Raw genomic sequence first — 17,904 nt, 5'->3', positions numbered from 1 at the left:
GTGGTGAACGTCTCGAACGTGGCGGCGGTGGTCGTGGCGGCGACCGCTCTCACCGCGGTCAAGCACGGCGGGCGGGCCGCGTCGTCGTCGACCGGTGGCGCCGCGGACCTCGTCGAGCAGCTCGGCGTGCCGCTGGAGCTGACGCCGGACCAGGCCGCGCGGGTGGCCGCCGAAGCCGGGATCACGTTCCTGTTCGCACCGGTGTTCAACCCGGGTCTGCGCCACGTCGCCGCGGTGCGCGGGCAGTTGGGCGTGCCCACCGCGTTCAACGTCCTGGGCCCGCTGGTCAACCCGGCCGACCCGCGGCACCAGGTGGTCGGGGTCGCGGACGCGCGGATGGCCCCGCTGGTGGCCGACGTCCTCGCCGCGCGCGGGCGGCGAGCCCTGGTGGTGCGCGGCGGCGACGGCTTGGACAAGCTCACCACCGTCACGACGTCCCGGGTGTGGGCGGTGCGGGACGGCGAGGTCACGGCGTCGGTGCTGGATCCACGCGAATTGGGCATACCGCGCCCGGATCCCGCGGCGCTGCGCGGTGGCGCCGCCGCCGACAACGCCCGGATCGCCCGTGCCGCGCTCGCCGGCGAACGCGGTCCGGTGCGCGACGTGGTGCTGCTCAACGCCGCCGCCGCCCTGGTCGTGGCCGGGGATCCCGACGCGCCCCTCCTCGACCGGTTCGCCGGTGCGCTGGGGCGGTGCGCCGAGGCCGTCGACAGCGGGGCGGCCGGGGCGGCGCTGGAGCGGTGGGTCGAGGTCGCCGGGCGCGTGGCGCGGGGTCGGTGACGCGCGGGGCGCGCGGGTGTTCCCCAGGTCACGCGAGTCAGGCGGCGCACCCGGGTCGTCCCCGGCCGAGGATGGGTGCATGACGACCCACCCCGACACCAGGACCGTCCGGATCAGCGCGCCCGAGCCCGGCGGCAGTCCGGTGTCCGTGCCGATCCACCAGACCGCGATCTTCGCCTTCGACAACCCCGTCGACGTGGCCGCCGCCATGAGCGGGCCGACCGGCGCCTTCTCCTACAGCGGCTACGGCAACCCCACCGTGCGGGCGTTCGAGGACGCGATGACCGGCCTGGAGGGCGGCGCGGCGGCGCTCGCGACCGGTTCGGGGTCGAGCGCGATGTCCTCGGTGCTGCTGGCGGCCCTGCGCCAGGGAGACCACGTCATCGCGCAGAAGGCCCTCTACGGCGGCACCTACGCCGTGCTGCGGGAGCTGGCCTCGACCTGGGGCGTGGAGGTCACCTACGTCGACGCGGTCGACCCGGCGGAGCTGACCGCCGCCCTGCGGCCGAACTCGCGGGTGCTGGTGCTGGAGACCATCGCCAACCCGACCGGTCACGTGCCCGACCTGCCGGGGCTGCTCGGCGTGGCGCGGGAGGCGGGCCTGCTCGGCGTGGTGGACAACACCTTCGCCACGCCGCTGCTGTGCCGTCCGGTCGAGCACGGCGCCGACGTCGTCGTGCACTCCGCCACCAAGTACCTGGGCGGTCACCACGACGTGGTGGGCGGGGTCGCCGTGTTCGCCGACGCCGACCGCTACCGGCGGACCTGGGAGCGGGCCATCAAGTTCGGCACGGTCGCCGACCCGTTCACCGCGTGGCTCGTGCTCCGGGGGATGAAGACCCTGGCGCTGCGGGTGCGCCGGCAGTGCGAGACGGCCGGGCGCCTGGCGGCCCTGCTGGCGGACCACCCGGCCGTGACCGCCGTGCACCACCCGGGCCTGCCGTCCCACCCGAGCCACGCCCGCGCGACCGCCCTGCTCGACGGCGGGTACGGCGGCACGTTGGCGTTCGACCTGGCGGGCGGCGCGGAGGCGGCGCACGCGTTCATGGGCCGGCTGGAGCTGGTGCTCAACGCGGGGTCGCTGGGCGGCACGGAGACGGTGACCATGCACCCGGCCACGACGTCGCACCGGCACCTGGACGAGGCGGCGCTCGCGGCGGCGGGCATCGGCGCCGGCACGGTGCGGATCGCGTGCGGCATCGAGCACGTCGACGACCTGTGGGCGGACATCGCGCGCGCCCTGGGGTGAGGTCCGGGGTGGGCCGGGCGGCCCCGCCGGTGCTCGCGGCGGGGCCACTCGCGTCACCCGACCGGTGCCCCTGTGTAACCGGAGCGTCCGATCGGCCGATAGAGGCGGTGAGGGGACTGGGGGCTGTGATGGAAGGACCGGGTACGAGGGCCGACGGCGACGAACAGGTGATGACCTGGGTGTTGCTGGCGCTGATGGCGGCCGGGGCGACGAACGCCGTGGTGGCCGTGGTCGACGGGGTGACGTGGGCATGGTGGGTGGCCGCGCTGTGCCTGTTCGGCGCGCTGCTGGTCGGGTTGGTGGACTTCGGGGAACCGGACGAGGGGCGTCCGCGCGAGTTCGCGGGCAACGGGTCCCGCGAGCCCGATCCGAGGCCGGTGCGGTAGGCGGGAAAAGCGGTTCGCCCGGGTGACCGGTTCGGCGGTGTGAACGACTGCGCGCGCCCGCGACCGGTATTCCACGCGATCTTCCACGAGCCACGCGATCTTCCACGAGGGGGTCCGGTTTGTCCGGGACCTCGCGATTCAGGCCACCCGTCGAACCGTTGTCGACCGATCCCCGACCACTGCCCGATCAGGTGAATGCTAGGCCGTTTTCGCATGTCAACGGCTAGTTGCTACAGGCAGTGCAGAAAAACCACTTCTCTTACTACTCCGTTGTGCGACTATTGGTCCGTTCGAGCGGAACGAGGGGCCGCCGAACTGACTCAGCGCAGTGACGGGGGTCACTGGGGGGCTGAGATGGATGATCATCAGGGGAGGAAGATCGCCATGTCTACGACCGCTGAAACCGAATTCCTGGGGGAAGAGATCCCGACCGAGGCCGTCGAGGTCCCGGCCGCGGAGGAGGAGCGGCGCGAGGAGCACTCGCACCGGTCGGACGAGGAGCACACCCATGAGGGCGACGGCATGTCGCCCATGTGCACGGGTGGTGGTTGCGTCCACAAGACCGTGCTCTGACGCGTCAAAAGTGATGGCGATGCCCGTCGACCGGTCACCGGTCGGCGGGCATTGCCCGTGCGTGTCTTGTGATGTCATAGATGGGTGCCCGTCAACTCATCGCACGATGACGCCGGAGCCGTCCGCAAAGCACGCGAACTGCACCTCAGCGGGGTGGACGCGTCGTGCTCGGGGAGGCATCGAGCAGCGGTGCGGCTGCTGCGCCGGGGCCTGGCCCTGGCGAACGCGATCGACCCCGCGGACCCGGTGGTCCGGGGCGAGTGGCTGGTGACCCGGATCCGGCTGATGTCCACGCTGGCGGCGCTGACGGCGGAGGCCACCGGCCCGACCGCGGGTCTGGCCGGGCTGGCCCAGGTGCGGCCGCTGATCGAGCACGTGGCAGACCCCCTCCTCCAGGCGGAGCTGTGGGCCAGCGTCGAGCACAACCGCGGCCTGCTGCTGTTCAACGCGGGGTTCTTCGAGGACGCGCTCCTCGCCTTCAGCTCCGCGCTGGAGCACGGAGAGCGCAGGCTCGCGGCGGGCGACCTCGTGCCGTCCGTCGTCGAACCGGTCGTCAAGACCCTGTGGAGCCGTGGGGCTTCGCACACGAGGTTGGGCGCGATCGGCCCGGCGCGCCAGGACCTGACCAGGGCCATCGCCCTGGCGACCGAGCACGGGTTGTCGTCCAGGGCCGCCGACGCGAGCCACGCGCTGGGTCAGCTGGACCTGCGGATCGGGGACGTGCCGGCCGCCCTCCGGCGCTACGAGAACAGCGAGCGCGCCTACCGCGAACAGGCCCTCGACGTGCCGGCGCTGCTCGGCCTGCACCGGGCGCAGGCGTTGATGGCCGCCGGCCTGGTGGACGAGGCGGGCAGCCACCTCGGCGCCCTGCTCCCCGTCCTGCGGGCCGAGCACGACATCACCCGGAACCTGGCCGACGTGGAGCTGTACCGGGCCGTCGCCGCGTACATGACCGGCGACCTGGACCTGGCTCGGGCGATGGCCGCCTCGGCGCGGCAGCGGATGCGCCGCTGGGGGTGCGAGACTTGCGTCGCCAACGCCACGCTCATCGGCCTGCGCGTGGACACCGTGATGGCGTTGCGGTCCGGTCGCGTCCGCCGGTCCCTGCCCAGGAGGGTCCTGTCCTTCGCCGACGGCCTGCCCGCACCCAGGCTGGCCGAGCAGGCGGCGCTGGCGCGGACGCTGGCGGCGAGGTTGGAGATCCGCCGCGGCGACGTCGACGCGGCGGCGGCGATCCTCGACCGAGTGCCCCGGCCGGGCAGGCTCACCCCGATCGACCAGCGGATGCTGCGCCGCCTGTGCCGGGCCGAGCTGGCGGTGGCGCGTGGGGAGCGCGCGGCCGCGCTCGCCGAGATCAGGGCCGGGCTGACCGACCTCGACCACGTGCGAGACCGGATGGGCGGCCTGGAGCTGCTGTCGGGTACCGCGCTGCACGGCCGGGAACTGGCCGAGCTGGCCGTCAACCTGGTGCTGGCCGACGGGAACGCCCGGCGGCTGTTCGCCTGGTTGGAGCGGACCCGGGCGCAGACCTACCGCTACGAGCCGCTGACCCGCCTCGACGACCCGGAGCTGGCGGAGCGGATCGCCGAGGTGCGCGGCCTGGCGCAGTCGATCCACCAGGCGGAGCACAACGGCCACCCCACGGCGGCGCTGCGCAGCCGCTACGCCGAGCGCCTGCGCGAGGCGAACCGCCTCGGCTGGCACAGCGGCCGGTGGGGCAGGCCGCGCCCGGTCGCCGGGCTGACCGAGGTCATGGCGCAGCTGGGCGACCGCGCCCTGGTCAGCTACGCCTCGTCGGAGGACTCGCTGGTCGCGGTGGTCGTGCTGGACTCCGGCGTCCGGCTGGCCCGGCTCGGTTCGGCGGAGGCGGCCGCGGAGAGCGCCCGGATGCTCAACGCCGACCTCAACGCGGTCGCGCCGGACCACCTGCCGGAAGCGCTGGCGCGGGTGATGACGGCGTCGGCGCGCAAGCAGGCCGACCGGCTCGACTCGCAGCTCGTGCAGCCCCTCGCGGGGTTGATCGGCGACCGGGAACTGGTGATCGTGCCGACCGGGGCGCTGTATGCGGTGCCGTGGGGCGTGCTGCCGACGCTGCACGCGCGGCCCGCAGTGGTGGTGCCCTCGGCCACCGCCTGGTTGGCGGCGGACCGCGCCGAGCGCCGCGCCGACGAGCGGACGGTGTTGGTGCGCGGCCCGGGCCTGCCCGCGGCGGTCGGCGAGATCGACAAGCTGGGCGCGCACTACAGCACGGCCAGGCTGATGTCCGGCGAGGGCGCGGCGGTGTCCTCGGTGCTGGAGGCGCTGGACGGCGCGGAGGTGGCGCACCTGGCCGCGCACGGCGTGCACGAGCCGGAGAACGCCCTGTTCTCCCGGCTGGAGCTGAGCGACGGGCCGCTCTACGCGCACGAGATCACCGGGCTCGCCACGCCGCCGCAGCAGGTGGTGCTGGCGGCCTGCGAACTGGCCCTCAACCGCATCCGACCCGGCGACGAGCCGCTGGGGTTCGCCAGCGCGCTGCTCGCCAGCGGGGCGAAGACGGTGATCGCGCCGCTGAGCCGGGTCGGGGACCAGGCGTGCGCCGCCGCGATGGACGACTACCACCGCCGCCTGGCCGCCGGTGCGCGCCCGGCGGTGGCTCTGGCCGACGCGATCGCGGTCGACCCGATGCGCCGCCCGTTCGTGTGCCTGGGCAGCGGCCGGGGCTGACACCCGCCCGATCACGCCGGTTCCACCAGCTGCGGCACTTGCCGCCATCGATCACCGAGCCGGGTTTCCCGCGCCACGCCAGGCATGGCCGCGCCCCGCCCCAGTGCCTCACCCGATTCAGCGTTGCGGGCGGCGGGCACCCCGCGCTACCATGGCCACGTCCGGCGGATGTTGGCCATGCCTCCCGCGGGAAATTCTCCTCAGGCGCGAACCCACCTCTCGTGGCACACCGCCTTCACACCGGCCCCGTGCCCGCACGGGCCGCTCCGTCCGGGAAGGACACCACCCCGACCATGACCGCAACCCTGTCCAGGCAACAAGAAACCCCACTGTCCACTTCGGTCACCGGCGTCCTCGACGTCGCCGGCGCGACCACCTCCCTCCGCACTAGCGGCTACCTGCCCGGCCCGGACGACGCGGTCGTGCCGCGCTCGCTCGTCGAGCGGTTCGGGCTGCGGCGCGGCGACCTGGTGTCCGGCGCGGCCACCCCGCCCGCCGGCCGGCGCGGGCAGCCCCGGCTGACGCGGGTCGACGAGGTGAACGGCCTGCCGCCGGGCGCTCCGCGGCCCGCGTTCGCCGACCTGGTCCCGGTGCACCCCACCGAGCGGCTGCGCCTGGAGACCGGGCCCGAGGACCTGACCACGCGGGTGGTCGACCTGGTGATGCCCGTCGGCAAGGGCCAGCGGGCGCTGGTGGTGGCGCCGCCGAAGGCCGGCAAGACCTCCGTGCTGCGGGCCATCGCCCGCGGGATCGGCGCGAACCACCCCGAGTGCCACCTGATGCTGGTGCTCGTCGGCGAGCGGCCCGAGGAGGTGACCGACCTGCGGCGCGGCGTGGCGGCCGAGGTGATCGCCTCGACGTTCGACCGCTCCCCCGCCGACCACACCGCGATCGCCGAGCTGGCGGTGGAGCGCGCCAAGCGGCTGGTCGAGCAGGGCCGCGACGTGGTGGTGCTGCTGGACTCGCTGACCCGCCTGGGCCGCGCCTACAACCTGGCCGCGCCGACCTCCGGGCGCGTCCTGACCGGCGGCGTCGACTCGGGCGCGCTGCTGCCGCCCAAGCGGTTCCTCGGCGCGGCCCGCAGCGTCGAGGGCGGCGGGTCGCTGACGATCTTCGCCACCGCCCTGGTCGAGACCGGTTCGGTCGGCGACAACCTGATCTTCGAGGAGTTCAAGGCGACCGGCAACGCCGAGCTGAAGCTCGACCGCAAGCTCGCCGAGCGGCGGGTGTTCCCGGCCGTGGACCTGGAGCGGTCCGGCACGCGCCGCGACGAGCTGCTGATGTCGCCGGAGGAGCTGGCCGTCACGCACCGGCTGCGCCGGGCGCTCGACGGGCGCGACGCCGAGGTGCTGCTGGACGGCCTGCGCAAGACCCGCACCAACGCCGAGTTCCTGGTCCAGCTCGCCCGCGGCTGATCGGCTCGCCCCGGCGGGCTTACACTCCCGCACATGGAGACCACGAACCGGTGACGTCCCAGGCCCTGCTCCGCGAGCTGAACCAGGACGTGTGGGAACCCTTCCGGAGCGCTTACCGGGACCTCGACGCGGCGGGGTTCCTCGCCCTCCACGGCCCCGACCTGATCCGGGTGACCGCGGCGACCGGCGAGATCCGCGACCACGCCGGGTACACCGCCGACATCACCTCGTTCTTCGAACGGGTGGCCGCCAACGGCGACGCCATCGCCATCGAGTTCCGCTTCACCGAGCGCAACGCCTCCGACGGGGCATCGAGCGAACGCGGCCTGTTCCGCATCACCATGCGCCGCTCGGGCGTGCCGAAGGAGGTCCACGGCCACTTCCACGTCTTCTGCCGCAAGACCGACCGGTGGCGCATCGCGGTCGACTACGAGCCCGACGAGGACGACACCGCGACCGCGGGGGCGTTCGCCGCGGCCGCGGCCCAGGACGACCTCGCCGCGTTCGACCGGTGACGCGCGGGACCGGCCGGCCCCGGCGGGTCAGCCGCCCCGGCAGGTCCGGTGCCGGGTGATCCGGCAAACCTCGCGCACCTCGTCGTAGAACGAGTCGTCCACCGGCGCGTAGCCGTAGGAGTCGGCGTCGCCCAGCGGGCACTCGCCCTGGCAGAAGCCGTGGTCGCGCAGGTAGTCGGAGTTCGCCTTGTCCCGCAGCGCGGCCGCCAGGCTGTCCCGCACCTCGCCCGGCAGGTGGTCCGACACCGCGATCGGCGCGCCCGGGATGAGCCCCGACTCCCAGACCCGGGTGACGTCGCCCGCGCCGATCTGGCCGCGTTCCACCAGGTGCCGGTCCACCATCGCGTCGAAGGCGAACCCCACGTCGCACCGGCCGTTGACCACCGCCAGCACCGCCGCCTCGTGGCTGCCCGCGAACACCGCCCGCACGTCGGTATCCGGGTTGATGCCCAGCTCGGCCAGCGCCGCGCTCGGGTAGAGGTAACCGGCGGTGGAGGCCGCGTCGACGTAGCAGACCGCGCGGCCGCGCACGTCCGCCAACGACTCCACGCCGGACCCCGGTCGGGTCACGCCGTAGGCGTGGTACCCGGCCGGCAGGCCCTTCTCCTTCACCTGCGCCGCCACCACCGTGATCGGCGCGCCCCGCTCCTTGGCCATCACGTAGGACAGCGGGCCGAACGCGGCGAAGTCCACCTCGCCGGTCCGCACGCTCTCGATCAGGCTGTCGTAGCTGCTCGCGTCCTGCATCCGGATCTCCCGACCCGTCTCCTCCCGCAGCATCTCGATGGTCGTCCGGAACGCCTGGTACAGCGTCATCGAGTTGCCCACCGGGTTGGCGGAGAACACCAGCGGCTCCGACACCGGCTCCGGCCGCGGAGCCGTGCCGCACGCGGCCAGCAGCACCAGCACGACCGACGCGGCCCCGGTCCTGCGACGTCCCATCGCGATGCCCTCCCGAGCAGTAGGGCCGGTCCGGCGGGCACGCCGGTCCGGCACGTGAGCCGACCCGGAGGCCGGTCTAGCAGGTGGGCCGGTGGTCGAGGCCCGGCACGTGCTGCCGCCACTCCTCCGGGTCGAGCCCGCCGCCGCTGACCGCGCACGCCCGCTCCACCACGTCGCTGAGCGGGGCGATGTCCCACAGCAGGGTCGTCCCGTCCGAGCCCGCGGTCACCAGCAGAGCACCGTCCGGCGAGAACGCCAGCGAGTTCACCGCCCTGGTGTGCCCGACCAGGGGCCTGCCCAGGGGCCGCGGCCGGTTCGGGTCCGCCACGTCCCACAGCACCGCGCCGCCGCCGGCGTCGCCGACCGCCACCACCAGGCCGTCCGGGGAGAACGCCACCGCCGTCACCGACGACGTCCGCCCCGCCGACGGCCGGCCGAGCCGACGCGGGTTCCCCCGGTCACCGATGTCCCACAGCACCGTGGCGCCGTCCGCGCTGCCCGCCGCCACCACCCGACCGTCCGGCGAGAACGCCACCGCCGTCACCGCGTTGCTGTGCCCGGTCAACGTCGCCAGCGGCCGGGGCGGGTCCGCGGCCCTGTCCCACAGCACCACGGAGTTGTCCCCGCCCGCCGTGGCGTCCACGTCCCCCCACTCCGCCAGCGAGTTCAGCGACCGGCCCGCCGACCGGTCCCGACCCACCTGCCGGGGCTGCTCCGGGTCGCCGACGTCCCACCGCAACCGCACCCCGTCCGCGCCCGTGGTCACCACCGTCGACCCCTCGAACACCACCGAGGTCACCAGCACGTCGTGACCGGTCAGCGGTGGGCCGACCTGCCGCGGCCGCTCCACCAGGTCCCACAGGGCCGGGTCACCACCCGGGCCCGCCGTGACCAGCAGGGCGCCGTCCGGGCGCGGCGACACCGACGTCACCGGACCGCCGTGGCCCACCAGCGGCGCGCCCGACCTCGACGGCGCGCCCGGGTCCGCCACGTCCCACAGCACCGCCGCGCCGTCGTCCCCGCCCGTCACCAGCAGGTCCGAGCCGCGCACGAACGCCACCGCCGACACCACCCCGTGATGACCGGCCAACGGCACGCCGCGCCGTTGGCCCGAACCCACCTCCCACACGTCCGCGGTGCCGTCCGACCGCCCCGTGACCAGCAGGTCCCGCCCGTGCGAGAACGCCAACGACGACACCGCGCGCCCCGTGCCGTCCGCCAGCGGCCCACCCCGCCGCACCGGCCGCCCCGGGTCGACCACGTCCCACAACACCGCCGTCCCGTCGTCACTGCCCGTGGCCAGCACCCCCGCGGACGAGAACGCCAACGACGACACCCGGCTGGCGTGGTCGTCGAGCGTCGCCAGCACCGCCGGGGCCGGCCCCGTCACACCCCACAGCGCCGTCGACCCGGTCGACCCGCCCACCGCCAGCACCCGACCGTCCGGCGAGAACGCCAACGCCGTCACCGGCGCCCCGTGCGCCACCCGCCCCACCAGCCTCGGCGCGTCGGGCGCCGCCACGTCCCACAACGCCACCTCGCCACCGGACTCCGCCACCGCCAACACCGAACCCGCGCCCGCCGGGAACGCCAACGCCGCCACCGACCGGTCACCGCCCACCGCCGGCGGCGCGTCGAACCGGCGCGGCCGCAACGGGTCCGACACGTCCCACAGCACCACCCCGACGCCCGGACCACCGCCCACCGCCAACACCCGGCCATCCGGCGAGAACGCCGACATCGACCCACCACCCGGCAACGCCCCCGCGTACCGGGTCGTGATCAGCGTGTTCACCAACCCCGCGTGCGTCTCCGGCCCCGGCCGCAGGCGGTGGGCGGCCAACCCCAGCCGCAACGCCAACCGCGGCGAACTCCCCCGCGCCGCCTCCGCCTGCGCCACCAGCGCACGCGCCGCCGCCGTGTCGCGCTCACCCCGCGCGACACCCCACTGCACCCCCGCCACCACCGACGCGCCCAGCGCCAACACCAGCAGCACCGACAGCACCAGCACACCCCGTCTGCGCCGCCGGTGCTCCCGCCCCCGCACCTCGCCCGCCCGCAGCCGAGCCGCCTCCAGGAACTCCCGCGCCGCCGGCTCCAACCCCACCAGCGGCGCCGCACCACCCGCCGCACCCGACGGCAACCCCAACGCCGCCAGCGCCACCTCCACCCGGTCGGCCTCCCACAGGTAGGCCGCCGACCGCCCCTCCGCCTCCCACTCCGCCGCCGCGCGCTCCGCCGACCACGCCGCCTGCAACGCCCGCGACCGCTCCGCCACCGCCCTCTCCAACGGCTCCCACGCGGTGAACAGCGCCTCGTGCGCCACCCCCACCCAGCCGTCACCGCTCGCCGTCAGCAACCGCCGGTCGACGAACACCTCCAACGCCACCCGCAACGGACCCGGCAACCCCGCCACGTCCACCGGGCGCCGCCCCCGGTGCCCCGGCCCCACCAACCGCACCAGGCCCGACAACACCTCGTCCGACGACAACCCGCTGCGCGCCACCGCCCGCTCCAACGTCGCGTCGGCGTGCCGCGCCAACGCGCCGTGCACCCCGCCGATGACCCGGTACCGGTCCGCCGACAGCTCGTCACCCCGCGAGCACCCCGACGCCAACCGCCGCAACGTGAACGCCAGCAGCGGCAGCGCCTCACCGCTCCCGGTGTCCGCCACCAGCCTGCCCACCAGCTTCGGGTCGACGCCCAACCCCGCCACCCGCGCGGGCCCGGTGATGACCTCCCGCAGCACCTCCCGGTCCAACGGGGCCAGCACGTAAGCCCCCACCGACACCCCCGCCAGCGCCGGCAGCGCCCGCAGGTCGTCCAGGAACTCCGACCGCAACGTCGCCACCACCCGGACCGGCCCCTCCAGCGCCTCCCGCAGCAGCGCCGCCACCGCCTCCCGCTCCCCCTCCGGGACCCGGGTGAACAGCTCCTCCGCCTGGTCGACCGCCACCAGCAACCGACCACCACCCGCCCGCGTGGCCACCAGCTCCTCCGCCACGCGGCGCAACCCGTCCTCCGCGTCCAGCCGACCCCGCACCTCGTCGACCGACCACGCCAACCCCTGCCGCGCCGCCCGCGCCGCCAGCACCACCGCCAACTCCCGCCGCGGGTCCTCGCCCGGCAACCACGGCGGCACCACCAACCAGTCGTGCTCCAACTCCAACGACGGCAGCAGGCCAGCCCGCAACAACGACGACTTGCCCGACCCCGACGGCCCCACCACCGCCAACAACCCGCCACGCGCGTCCGCGCGCAGCAAACCCGCCAGCTCCCGCCGCTCCTCGTCCCGGCCGAAGAACAACCCGCTCAACGCCGACGTGAACGGCTCCAACCCCGGGAACGGGTTCTCACCGTCACGCCACCGCGTCCGGCCACCCGCCTCCACCTGCCGCAACGCCCGGTCGAGCCGCTCCCGCACCCCCGCCGCCGCGAACTCCGCGTACTGCAGGTGCTCCATCAGCGGGTGCACCACCCCCGCCTCCACCCGCAACGGCAGCAACCGACAACCCAGCAGGTCCGCGATCCCCACCTCGGCGGCGCACCAGTTCGACGCCACGAACGCCCCGGTTACCACGCACAGCACCGCGTCCGACCGCCGCAGCTCCGCGTACAGCCGCTGCTTCCAGTCCTCCCCGACCGCGATCCCGCCACCCAGGTGGGCCGCCAGGAACGGGTCGTGGCCGTCGGCCGCCAACCAGTCCCGGACCTCCCGCGCGACCTCCAGGTCCGCGGTGGCGTGGCTGATGAAGACCCTGGCCACGTGCCTCCCCCCGGCATCGACCCCGACCCCCGATGCTAGTGGGACGCCTCACGCCACCGCCCGGTTTCACCCGAGCCCGCAGGCCGCATTCCCGCGGTCCCGTTCCCCTGGCCCCGTTCCCCGGTCCCCCAAGGGATCCGGGCCGCCGGCCCACCACCGGCGGCCCGGACCGCTCACAGGTGCCGCTCGACCTCCGCCAGCTCCGCCTCGTCGAACGACAGGTTCGCCACCGCCGCCACGTTGTCCTCCAGCTGACCCACGCTCGACGCGCCGACCAACGCCGAGGTCGCGTTGCGCAACACCCACGCGATCGCCATCTGCGCCAGCGTCTGACCGCGCCGCTTCGCGATGCCGTCGAGCGCCCGCACCCGCGCCAGCGTCGCCTCGTCCAGCCTGCCCGCGTCGAGGAACGGCGACGAACCCGCCGCCCGCGACCCCTCCGGGATCCCGCCCAGGTACCGGTCGGTCAGCACGCCCTGCGCCAACGGCGAGAACGCGATGCTGCCGACGCCCTCCTCGCCCAGCACGTCCAGCAACCCGTCCTCAACCCACCGGTTGAACATCGAGTACGACGGCTGGTGGATCACCAGCGGCGTGCCCAGCTCCCGCAGCACCCGCGCCGCCACCCGCGTCTGCTCCGCCGAGTAGTTCGAGATGCCCACGTACAGCGCCTTGCCCGACCGCACGACGTGGTCCAGCGCGCCCATCGTCTCCTCGATCGGCGTGTCCGGGTCCGGCCGGTGGTGGTAGAACACGTCCACGTAGTCCAGGCCCAGGCGTCCCAGCGACCGGTCCAGCGAGCCGACCAGGTGCTTGCGCGACCCCCACTCGCCGTACGGGCCGTCCCACATGAGGTAGCCCGCCTTGGTCGACACCAGGATCTCGTCCCGGTACGGCCGGAAGTCCTGCGCGAAGACCCGGCCGAAGTTCTCCTCGGCGGAGCCCGGCGGCGGGCCGTAGTTGTTGGCCAGGTCGAAGTGGGTCACGCCCAGGTCGAACGCGCGGCGCAGGATGGCCCGCTGGCCGTCCAGGGGCTTGTCGTGGCCGAAGTTGTGCCACAGGCCCAGCGACACGGCGGGCAGCTTGAGCCCGCTGCGCCCGGACCTGCGGTAGGGCATGGCTTCGTACCGCGCTTCAGCGGCCAGGTGGGTCACGGTTCTCCCTCGTGCTCACGGCGGTGGCTCCCGCCGTCGTCAGGTCGGGTGAATTCTGGTCCACCGAGGCGGTCGGCCACTCCCGCCGGAGACCGAGGACTCTATTTTGTCAACACTGAAGATATAAAGGTGATCGCAGGTCGAAGGCGAACCGCACGGCGCGGCGCGCGAGCCGCCGCAGCACGTACCCCTGGAGCCGGTTGCCGGGGCGCACGCCGTCGGCGACGAGGAACACCGCCGCGGCAGCTCCGCGAACCCGGTCGCGGTCCGGCGGAAGGCCGTGAACGCGGAGTTGCCGATCTCCAGGAACCGCCCGCCGTCGGAGTTGGGGTGCGGGAACCGCCCGAACCGGGTGTCGTGCCCGACGTCCGGGAAGGAGCAGAAGACCTCGGTGTCGGGGCCGCCGGGCTCGCCGACCGGCATCTCGTCGGGTCCGCCGAACCGGCTCCACCAGTTCTTGCGCCCGCAGAACGCGATCCGCGCGCCACCCGGACGTGCCCCCGTTCGCGGAGCAGGTCCGGGTGAGCGCGTCGGATGCCGTGCCCGTCCATCCGGCACCATCCCACCGGCCGCGCGTCGGGGGCGACCTGTTTATGGTGGTCGACGTGGTGATCGAAGAGCACGCGGTGGAGGACGGCGGCCCGTACGGGGTGGTCACGGGACCGGACGGCGCGCTGTGGTTCACGCTGGTGCGCAGCGGCCGGATCGGGCGGTTCGCGCCGGGCGGCGGGGTGACGGGCTTCGCGCTGGAGCCCGACGCCGGTCCGACGGTCATCACCACCGGCCCGGACGGCGCCCTGTGGTTCACCGAGTACCGGGCCGACCGGATCGGGCGGATCACCGCGGCCGGCGAGGTCTCGGGCTTCGCGCTGGCGGCCGGGTCCGGGCCCTACGGCATCACGGCGGGCCCGGACGGCGCGCTGTGGTTCACCGAGCCGACCGCCGACCGGATCGGCCGCGTCTCGGTCTCCGGCGAGGTCACCGGCTTCCCGCTGCCCGTGACCGGCGGGTTCCCGTCCGCCATCGCGGCGGGCTCCGACGGCGCGCTGTGGTTCACGCTCAACCAGGCGAACGCCATCGGCCGGATCGCGGTGACCGGCGAGGTCGCGGTCCACCCGCTGCCGACGCCGGGCGCCGGGCCGGTCGGGATCACGGCCGGGCCCGGCGGCGCGCTGTGGTTCGTCGAGATCGCCGCCGGCCAGGTCGGGCGGATCACGCCGGGGGGCGAGGTGACCGAGTTCCCGCTGCCGGACCGGGCGTCCCGGCCGCACGCCATCACCGCGGTCGGCGGGACGTGCTGGTTCACCGAGTGGGGCGCCAACCGGGTCGGCTCGATCACCGAGGACGGTGTCGTCACCGAGCACGACCTGCCGACGCCGGGCTCCGAACCGCACGGCCTCGCGGTCGGCCCGGACGGCGCGCTGTGGGTCGCCCTGGAGAACGGCTCGCTGGCGCGCGTCCCGATCGGCTGAGCGGACCCAAGATCACGCCACCCGGAGCAGCGTCATCTTGATTGGTTCGGACCACACTCCTCCGGACGAGTGGTTTCGGGCGTGACAACCGTCCCCCAGGCGTTACCTTCCCCGTGTGCAGCGGTTCGGTTGGCTCCTCGTCCTCGTGTTCCTCGCCGGTCTCACCACGCCCGTCCAGGCGTCGGCGGCGCCCCGGGAGCCCTACCGGTGCGCGACCGAATTGGACTGCACCGCGGCCGACATCGACCTGATGACCATGGACCAGCGGCTGGAGTTCCTGCGCGCCCTCCAGAGCGGACCGGCGGCGGAGCTGGGCGCGTCCGACCGGTGGCGCAACATCGAGGGCGTGATCGCGTTCTTCCGGGACCGCGGCCTCGGCGCGCCCGGCACCTGGGTGTCCCACGTGGACGCGGCCATCCTGGAGGGTGTCGAGCGCGGGATCGCCATCGCCCTCGGCCGCTCCACCGACGGGTTCGGCAACCCCGGCTCGGCGCGCTGGGCCGCCTACCTGACCGCGCTGAGCCGCGGCGAGCTGACCGACCGCGACGCGCACGACCGGGCGTGGGGCGAGGCCGAGCAGGCGTCCACCGAGCACGGCGTCGCGCTCGCCGAGCGGGTGCACGGCCTGCGGCCCACCGCCGTGGAGCGCCGCTTCTTCCAGTTCTCGGAGCTGTACCGGTGGACGCTGCGCAACCGCCCGGTCGCGCAGGACCTGCTGCTCCTCTACGGCGTGCTGGCGCACCCGCAGCTGGCGGTGCGGCGCGTGTCGTTCCTGGACTGGTTCACCGACGTGAGCGAGTCGACACCGTCCTACAAGGGCTGCGCGATCGCCTACTCCTACGCCAGGCTCGACCCGATCTCCGGGACCATCGGCACCGTGGAGCTGCTCCTGCTCTACCTGCCCGAGCTGTTCGGCGAGTTCCGCGCCACCCGGTGACGCCGGCCGGCGCCGGCCGCGCTACGGCCGGCGTTCGCCCAGGCGCACGACCACGACGCCGAGCAGCGTGAGCACGCCGCCGACGAGCTGGACGGGGCGCGGCTGCTGGCCGAGCAGCAGCCAGGCGAACACCAGGGCCATCAGCACCTCGGTCAGCGCCACGAACGACGCCAGGCGCGCGCCCAGGCGGCGGGTCGCCGCGATGCCGGTGACGTAGCCGAGGGCCGCGGTCACCACGCCGAGCAGCAGCACGGGCGCCCACCAGGGCGCGGTGAAGCCGTCGAACGCCACCGGGCGGGTGGTCGCGGCGAGCGGGACGAGGCCGACCGCGCCCGCCAGCAGCAGCGCCAGGCCGCCGAGCAGGAGGCCGCCCGCGGCGAGCGCGGTGCCGGGCAGGCCGTCCTCCTCCCGCGCCGACAGGACGAAGTAGACGGCCGCGCCGACCATGGCGCCCAGGGCCCACAGGATGCCGGGGACGTTCGCGGCGGCGCCCGAGAGCAGGTCGAGCACCAGCAGCAGGCCCAGGACGGCCAGCACCGCGCCGACCGCGGTCAGCCGGCTGGGGCGCTGGCGGTGGCGCAGCCAGAGCCACAGCACCACGGCGACCGGGGCGGTGTACTCGACCAGCAGCGCCACGCCGACGTCCATGCGGGCCACCGCGTTGAAGTAGGCGAGCTGGCACCCGGCGACGGCGACCAGGCCGTACGCGACGACCACCGGCGCGTTGCGGCGCAGCAGGTGCCGCTTGCCGCGCAGCTGGACCAGCGCGGCCGGGACCAGGACGAGCGCCGCCAGCAGCACGCGGGCCGCCACCGCGGCCGCCGAGGACCAGCCGGCCTCCATCAGCCCCCGGCCCAGCGGTCCGGACAGGCCGAACGAGGACGCGGACACCAGCGCCAGGCCCAGTCCCGCGCCCAGTCGCCCGTTCACCCGGCTGTCATGAGTCATCGTGGCCATGGCACATGACGCTATGGAGCCCGGGGTAATCTGTCAACATGGTCTTCACCCATGACACGACCGCGTCCCTCCTCGCGGCGGTCGAGCTGGTGAACTCGGCGGTGGAGCCGGACACGCTGACCGCCGGGTGGCTCGACGCGTTCTACGCCCGGCACCGCTACACCGGGTCGCGCACCGGCGACGCGCGCGAGCTGGACGCGGTCCGCGCCCTCCGGGCACCGCTGCGCAGGCTGCTGACCAGCGACCGGGACACGGCGGTCGAGCTGGTCAACGAGGTGCTGGCCGCGCACCGGGCGGTGCCCAGGCTGGTGCGGCACGACGGGCTCGACTACCACATCCACGTCGTCCACCCGGACACGCCGCTGGCCGACCGGATCGTCGCCGAGACCGCCATGGCGATGATCGACGTGATCCGGGCGGACGAGATGAGCAGGCTGTCGGTGTGCGCGGACGGGACGTGCGACGGCCTCGTGCTCGACCTGTCGCGCAACCGCTCGCGCCGCTACTGCAGCACGACGTGCGGCAACCGGATCGCGGTGGCCGCCTACCGGGCCAGGAGGAAGTAGGCCAGGAGGAAGTAGGCCGGGAGGACCGGACCGGGAGGGAGCAGGCCCGAGAGGGAGCAGGTCCCCGAGGGGGAGCGGCGAGGGCTGCCGCGCCCCGGGTCAGCGGTCGTCCGCGGCCGCCGCGGTCTCCTCCGGCCGGTGCTCGTTCGCGGCCGCCGCGGTCTCCTCCAGCCAGCGCTCGTCCAGCGGCGAGCCGGGGAACCTGGCGAGCCTGCGCAGCGGGATGGCCCGCACGATCCGACCCGATCGCGGGTCGAAGAGCATGGCCTCGGTGGGCGTGCCGGCGATGACCTCGCGCAGCCGCCCGGCCGCCCAGGGGTGGGCCAGCCACTGCTCGGCCGTCGAGTCCGCGGACAGGGGCGGCACGACCGCCTCCCCCGGCAGGTCCAGCACGGCGCGCAGGCGGAGGTCCCGGGACGACGCGCCCACCTCGACCGCGAAGGCGCCGGGTTCGACGACCCAGCGGCGCAGCGCGGTGTGCCAGTA

General features: G+C 74.7%; 15 protein-coding genes and 1 pseudogene. 10 read left to right on the top strand and 6 right to left on the bottom strand.

Annotated elements, in window-relative coordinates; all coding sequences use genetic code 11:
- The 7 genes from trpD to ACFV4N_RS25915 form a co-directional block, all read left to right on the top strand.
- A partial coding sequence (gene trpD, locus ACFV4N_RS25945) for an anthranilate phosphoribosyltransferase (protein ID WP_499675200.1) occupies nucleotides 1-780 on the top strand: 780 nt, incomplete at its 5' end.
- 79 nt (nucleotides 781-859) lie between these two features.
- Nucleotides 860-2,029, top strand: coding sequence for a trans-sulfuration enzyme family protein (locus ACFV4N_RS25940; RefSeq protein WP_499675199.1), 1,170 nt, complete (start codon nucleotides 860-862; stop codon nucleotides 2,027-2,029).
- 170 nt (nucleotides 2,030-2,199) lie between these two features.
- Nucleotides 2,200-2,415 (top strand): hypothetical protein, encoded by a 216-nt coding sequence (locus tag ACFV4N_RS25935; protein ID WP_499675198.1) that lies wholly within the window; start codon nucleotides 2,200-2,202, stop codon nucleotides 2,413-2,415.
- 384 nt (nucleotides 2,416-2,799) lie between these two features.
- Nucleotides 2,800-2,988 (top strand): hypothetical protein, encoded by a 189-nt coding sequence (locus ACFV4N_RS25930; RefSeq protein WP_499675197.1) that lies wholly within the window; start codon nucleotides 2,800-2,802, stop codon nucleotides 2,986-2,988.
- Nucleotides 2,989-3,273: 285 nt separating this feature from the next.
- Nucleotides 3,274-5,694 (top strand): CHAT domain-containing protein, encoded by a 2,421-nt coding sequence (locus ACFV4N_RS25925; RefSeq protein ID WP_499675202.1) that lies wholly within the window; start codon nucleotides 3,274-3,276, stop codon nucleotides 5,692-5,694.
- Between the two features lie 293 nt (nucleotides 5,695-5,987).
- Complete coding sequence (rho, locus tag ACFV4N_RS25920) at nucleotides 5,988-7,109, top strand: transcription termination factor Rho (RefSeq protein ID WP_499675196.1); 1,122 nt, start codon at nucleotides 5,988-5,990, stop codon at nucleotides 7,107-7,109.
- A gap of 50 nt (nucleotides 7,110-7,159) precedes the next feature.
- A complete protein-coding gene (locus tag ACFV4N_RS25915; RefSeq protein ID WP_499675195.1) occupies nucleotides 7,160-7,624 on the top strand; it encodes a YybH family protein in 465 nt (154 codons plus the stop codon).
- A 27-nt stretch (nucleotides 7,625-7,651) separates the two neighbouring features.
- On the opposite strand, the gene ACFV4N_RS25910 is transcribed toward ACFV4N_RS25915, so the two are convergent.
- The 4 genes from ACFV4N_RS25910 to ACFV4N_RS25895 all read right to left on the bottom strand — a co-directional run bounded on the left by ACFV4N_RS25910 (nucleotide 7,652) and on the right by ACFV4N_RS25895 (nucleotide 13,700).
- Nucleotides 7,652-8,566 (bottom strand): phosphate/phosphite/phosphonate ABC transporter substrate-binding protein, encoded by a 915-nt coding sequence (locus ACFV4N_RS25910; protein ID WP_499675194.1) that lies wholly within the window; start codon nucleotides 8,564-8,566, stop codon nucleotides 7,652-7,654.
- Nucleotides 8,567-8,642: 76 nt separating this feature from the next.
- The gene (locus ACFV4N_RS25905) at nucleotides 8,643-12,332 is read right to left on the bottom strand and encodes an nSTAND1 domain-containing NTPase (protein ID WP_499675193.1); all 3,690 of its coding nucleotides are present in this window, start codon (nucleotides 12,330-12,332) and stop codon (nucleotides 8,643-8,645) included.
- A gap of 173 nt (nucleotides 12,333-12,505) precedes the next feature.
- The gene (mgrA, locus tag ACFV4N_RS25900; protein ID WP_499675192.1) at nucleotides 12,506-13,486 is read right to left on the bottom strand and encodes an L-glyceraldehyde 3-phosphate reductase; all 981 of its coding nucleotides are present in this window, start codon (nucleotides 13,484-13,486) and stop codon (nucleotides 12,506-12,508) included.
- A 109-nt stretch (nucleotides 13,487-13,595) separates the two neighbouring features.
- On the bottom strand, nucleotides 13,596-13,700 hold the full coding sequence (locus tag ACFV4N_RS25895) for a hypothetical protein (RefSeq protein WP_499675201.1): 105 nt from the start codon (nucleotides 13,698-13,700) through the stop codon (nucleotides 13,596-13,598).
- 379 nt (nucleotides 13,701-14,079) lie between these two features.
- Here ACFV4N_RS25895 and ACFV4N_RS25890 point away from each other — a divergent pair, with 379 nt between their 5' ends.
- Nucleotides 14,080-14,958 carry a Vgb family protein gene (locus tag ACFV4N_RS25890; protein WP_499675191.1) on the top strand — a complete coding sequence of 293 codons (879 nt, stop codon included), beginning with the start codon at nucleotides 14,080-14,082 and terminating at the stop codon, nucleotides 14,956-14,958.
- A 115-nt stretch (nucleotides 14,959-15,073) separates the two neighbouring features.
- A complete protein-coding gene (locus ACFV4N_RS25885) occupies nucleotides 15,074-15,895 on the top strand; it encodes a hypothetical protein (RefSeq protein WP_499675190.1) in 822 nt (273 codons plus the stop codon).
- A 21-nt stretch (nucleotides 15,896-15,916) separates the two neighbouring features.
- On the opposite strand, the gene ACFV4N_RS25880 is transcribed toward ACFV4N_RS25885, so the two are convergent.
- A complete protein-coding gene (locus ACFV4N_RS25880) occupies nucleotides 15,917-16,852 on the bottom strand; it encodes an EamA family transporter (protein WP_499675189.1) in 936 nt (311 codons plus the stop codon).
- Between the two features lie 38 nt (nucleotides 16,853-16,890).
- Between ACFV4N_RS25880 and ACFV4N_RS25875 the strand changes: the two genes are divergently transcribed.
- A complete protein-coding gene (locus ACFV4N_RS25875; RefSeq protein ID WP_499675188.1) occupies nucleotides 16,891-17,418 on the top strand; it encodes a CGNR zinc finger domain-containing protein in 528 nt (175 codons plus the stop codon).
- A gap of 99 nt (nucleotides 17,419-17,517) precedes the next feature.
- On the opposite strand, the pseudogene ACFV4N_RS25870 reads toward ACFV4N_RS25875, so the two are convergent.
- A pseudogene (locus ACFV4N_RS25870) lies at nucleotides 17,518-17,904 on the bottom strand (hypothetical protein); the annotation flags it as partial.

The organism is Actinosynnema sp. NPDC059797 (genome assembly GCF_042732085.1).
GTDB lineage: Bacteria > Actinomycetota > Actinomycetes > Mycobacteriales > Pseudonocardiaceae > Actinosynnema.
This window is presented reverse-complemented; position numbering and strand designations above follow the sequence as displayed.

Bases quoted from the DNA above. Each gene is read 5' to 3' on its own strand.
- ACFV4N_RS25940 (WP_499675199.1), top strand. From the start codon at position 860: ATGACGACCCACCCCGACACCAGGACCGTCCGGATCAGCGCGCCCGAG.
- ACFV4N_RS25935 (WP_499675198.1), top strand. From the start codon at position 2,200: ATGACCTGGGTGTTGCTGGCGCTGATGGCGGCCGGGGCGACGAACGCC.
- ACFV4N_RS25930 (WP_499675197.1), top strand. From the start codon at position 2,800: ATGTCTACGACCGCTGAAACCGAATTCCTGGGGGAAGAGATCCCGACC.
- ACFV4N_RS25925 (WP_499675202.1), top strand. From the start codon at position 3,274: ATGTCCACGCTGGCGGCGCTGACGGCGGAGGCCACCGGCCCGACCGCG.
- rho (WP_499675196.1), top strand. From the start codon at position 5,988: ATGACCGCAACCCTGTCCAGGCAACAAGAAACCCCACTGTCCACTTCG.
- ACFV4N_RS25910 (WP_499675194.1), bottom strand. From the start codon at position 8,566: ATGGGACGTCGCAGGACCGGGGCCGCGTCGGTCGTGCTGGTGCTGCTG.
- ACFV4N_RS25890 (WP_499675191.1), top strand. From the start codon at position 14,080: ATGGTGGTCGACGTGGTGATCGAAGAGCACGCGGTGGAGGACGGCGGC.
- ACFV4N_RS25880 (WP_499675189.1), bottom strand. From the start codon at position 16,852: ATGGCCACGATGACTCATGACAGCCGGGTGAACGGGCGACTGGGCGCG.
- ACFV4N_RS25875 (WP_499675188.1), top strand. From the start codon at position 16,891: ATGGTCTTCACCCATGACACGACCGCGTCCCTCCTCGCGGCGGTCGAG.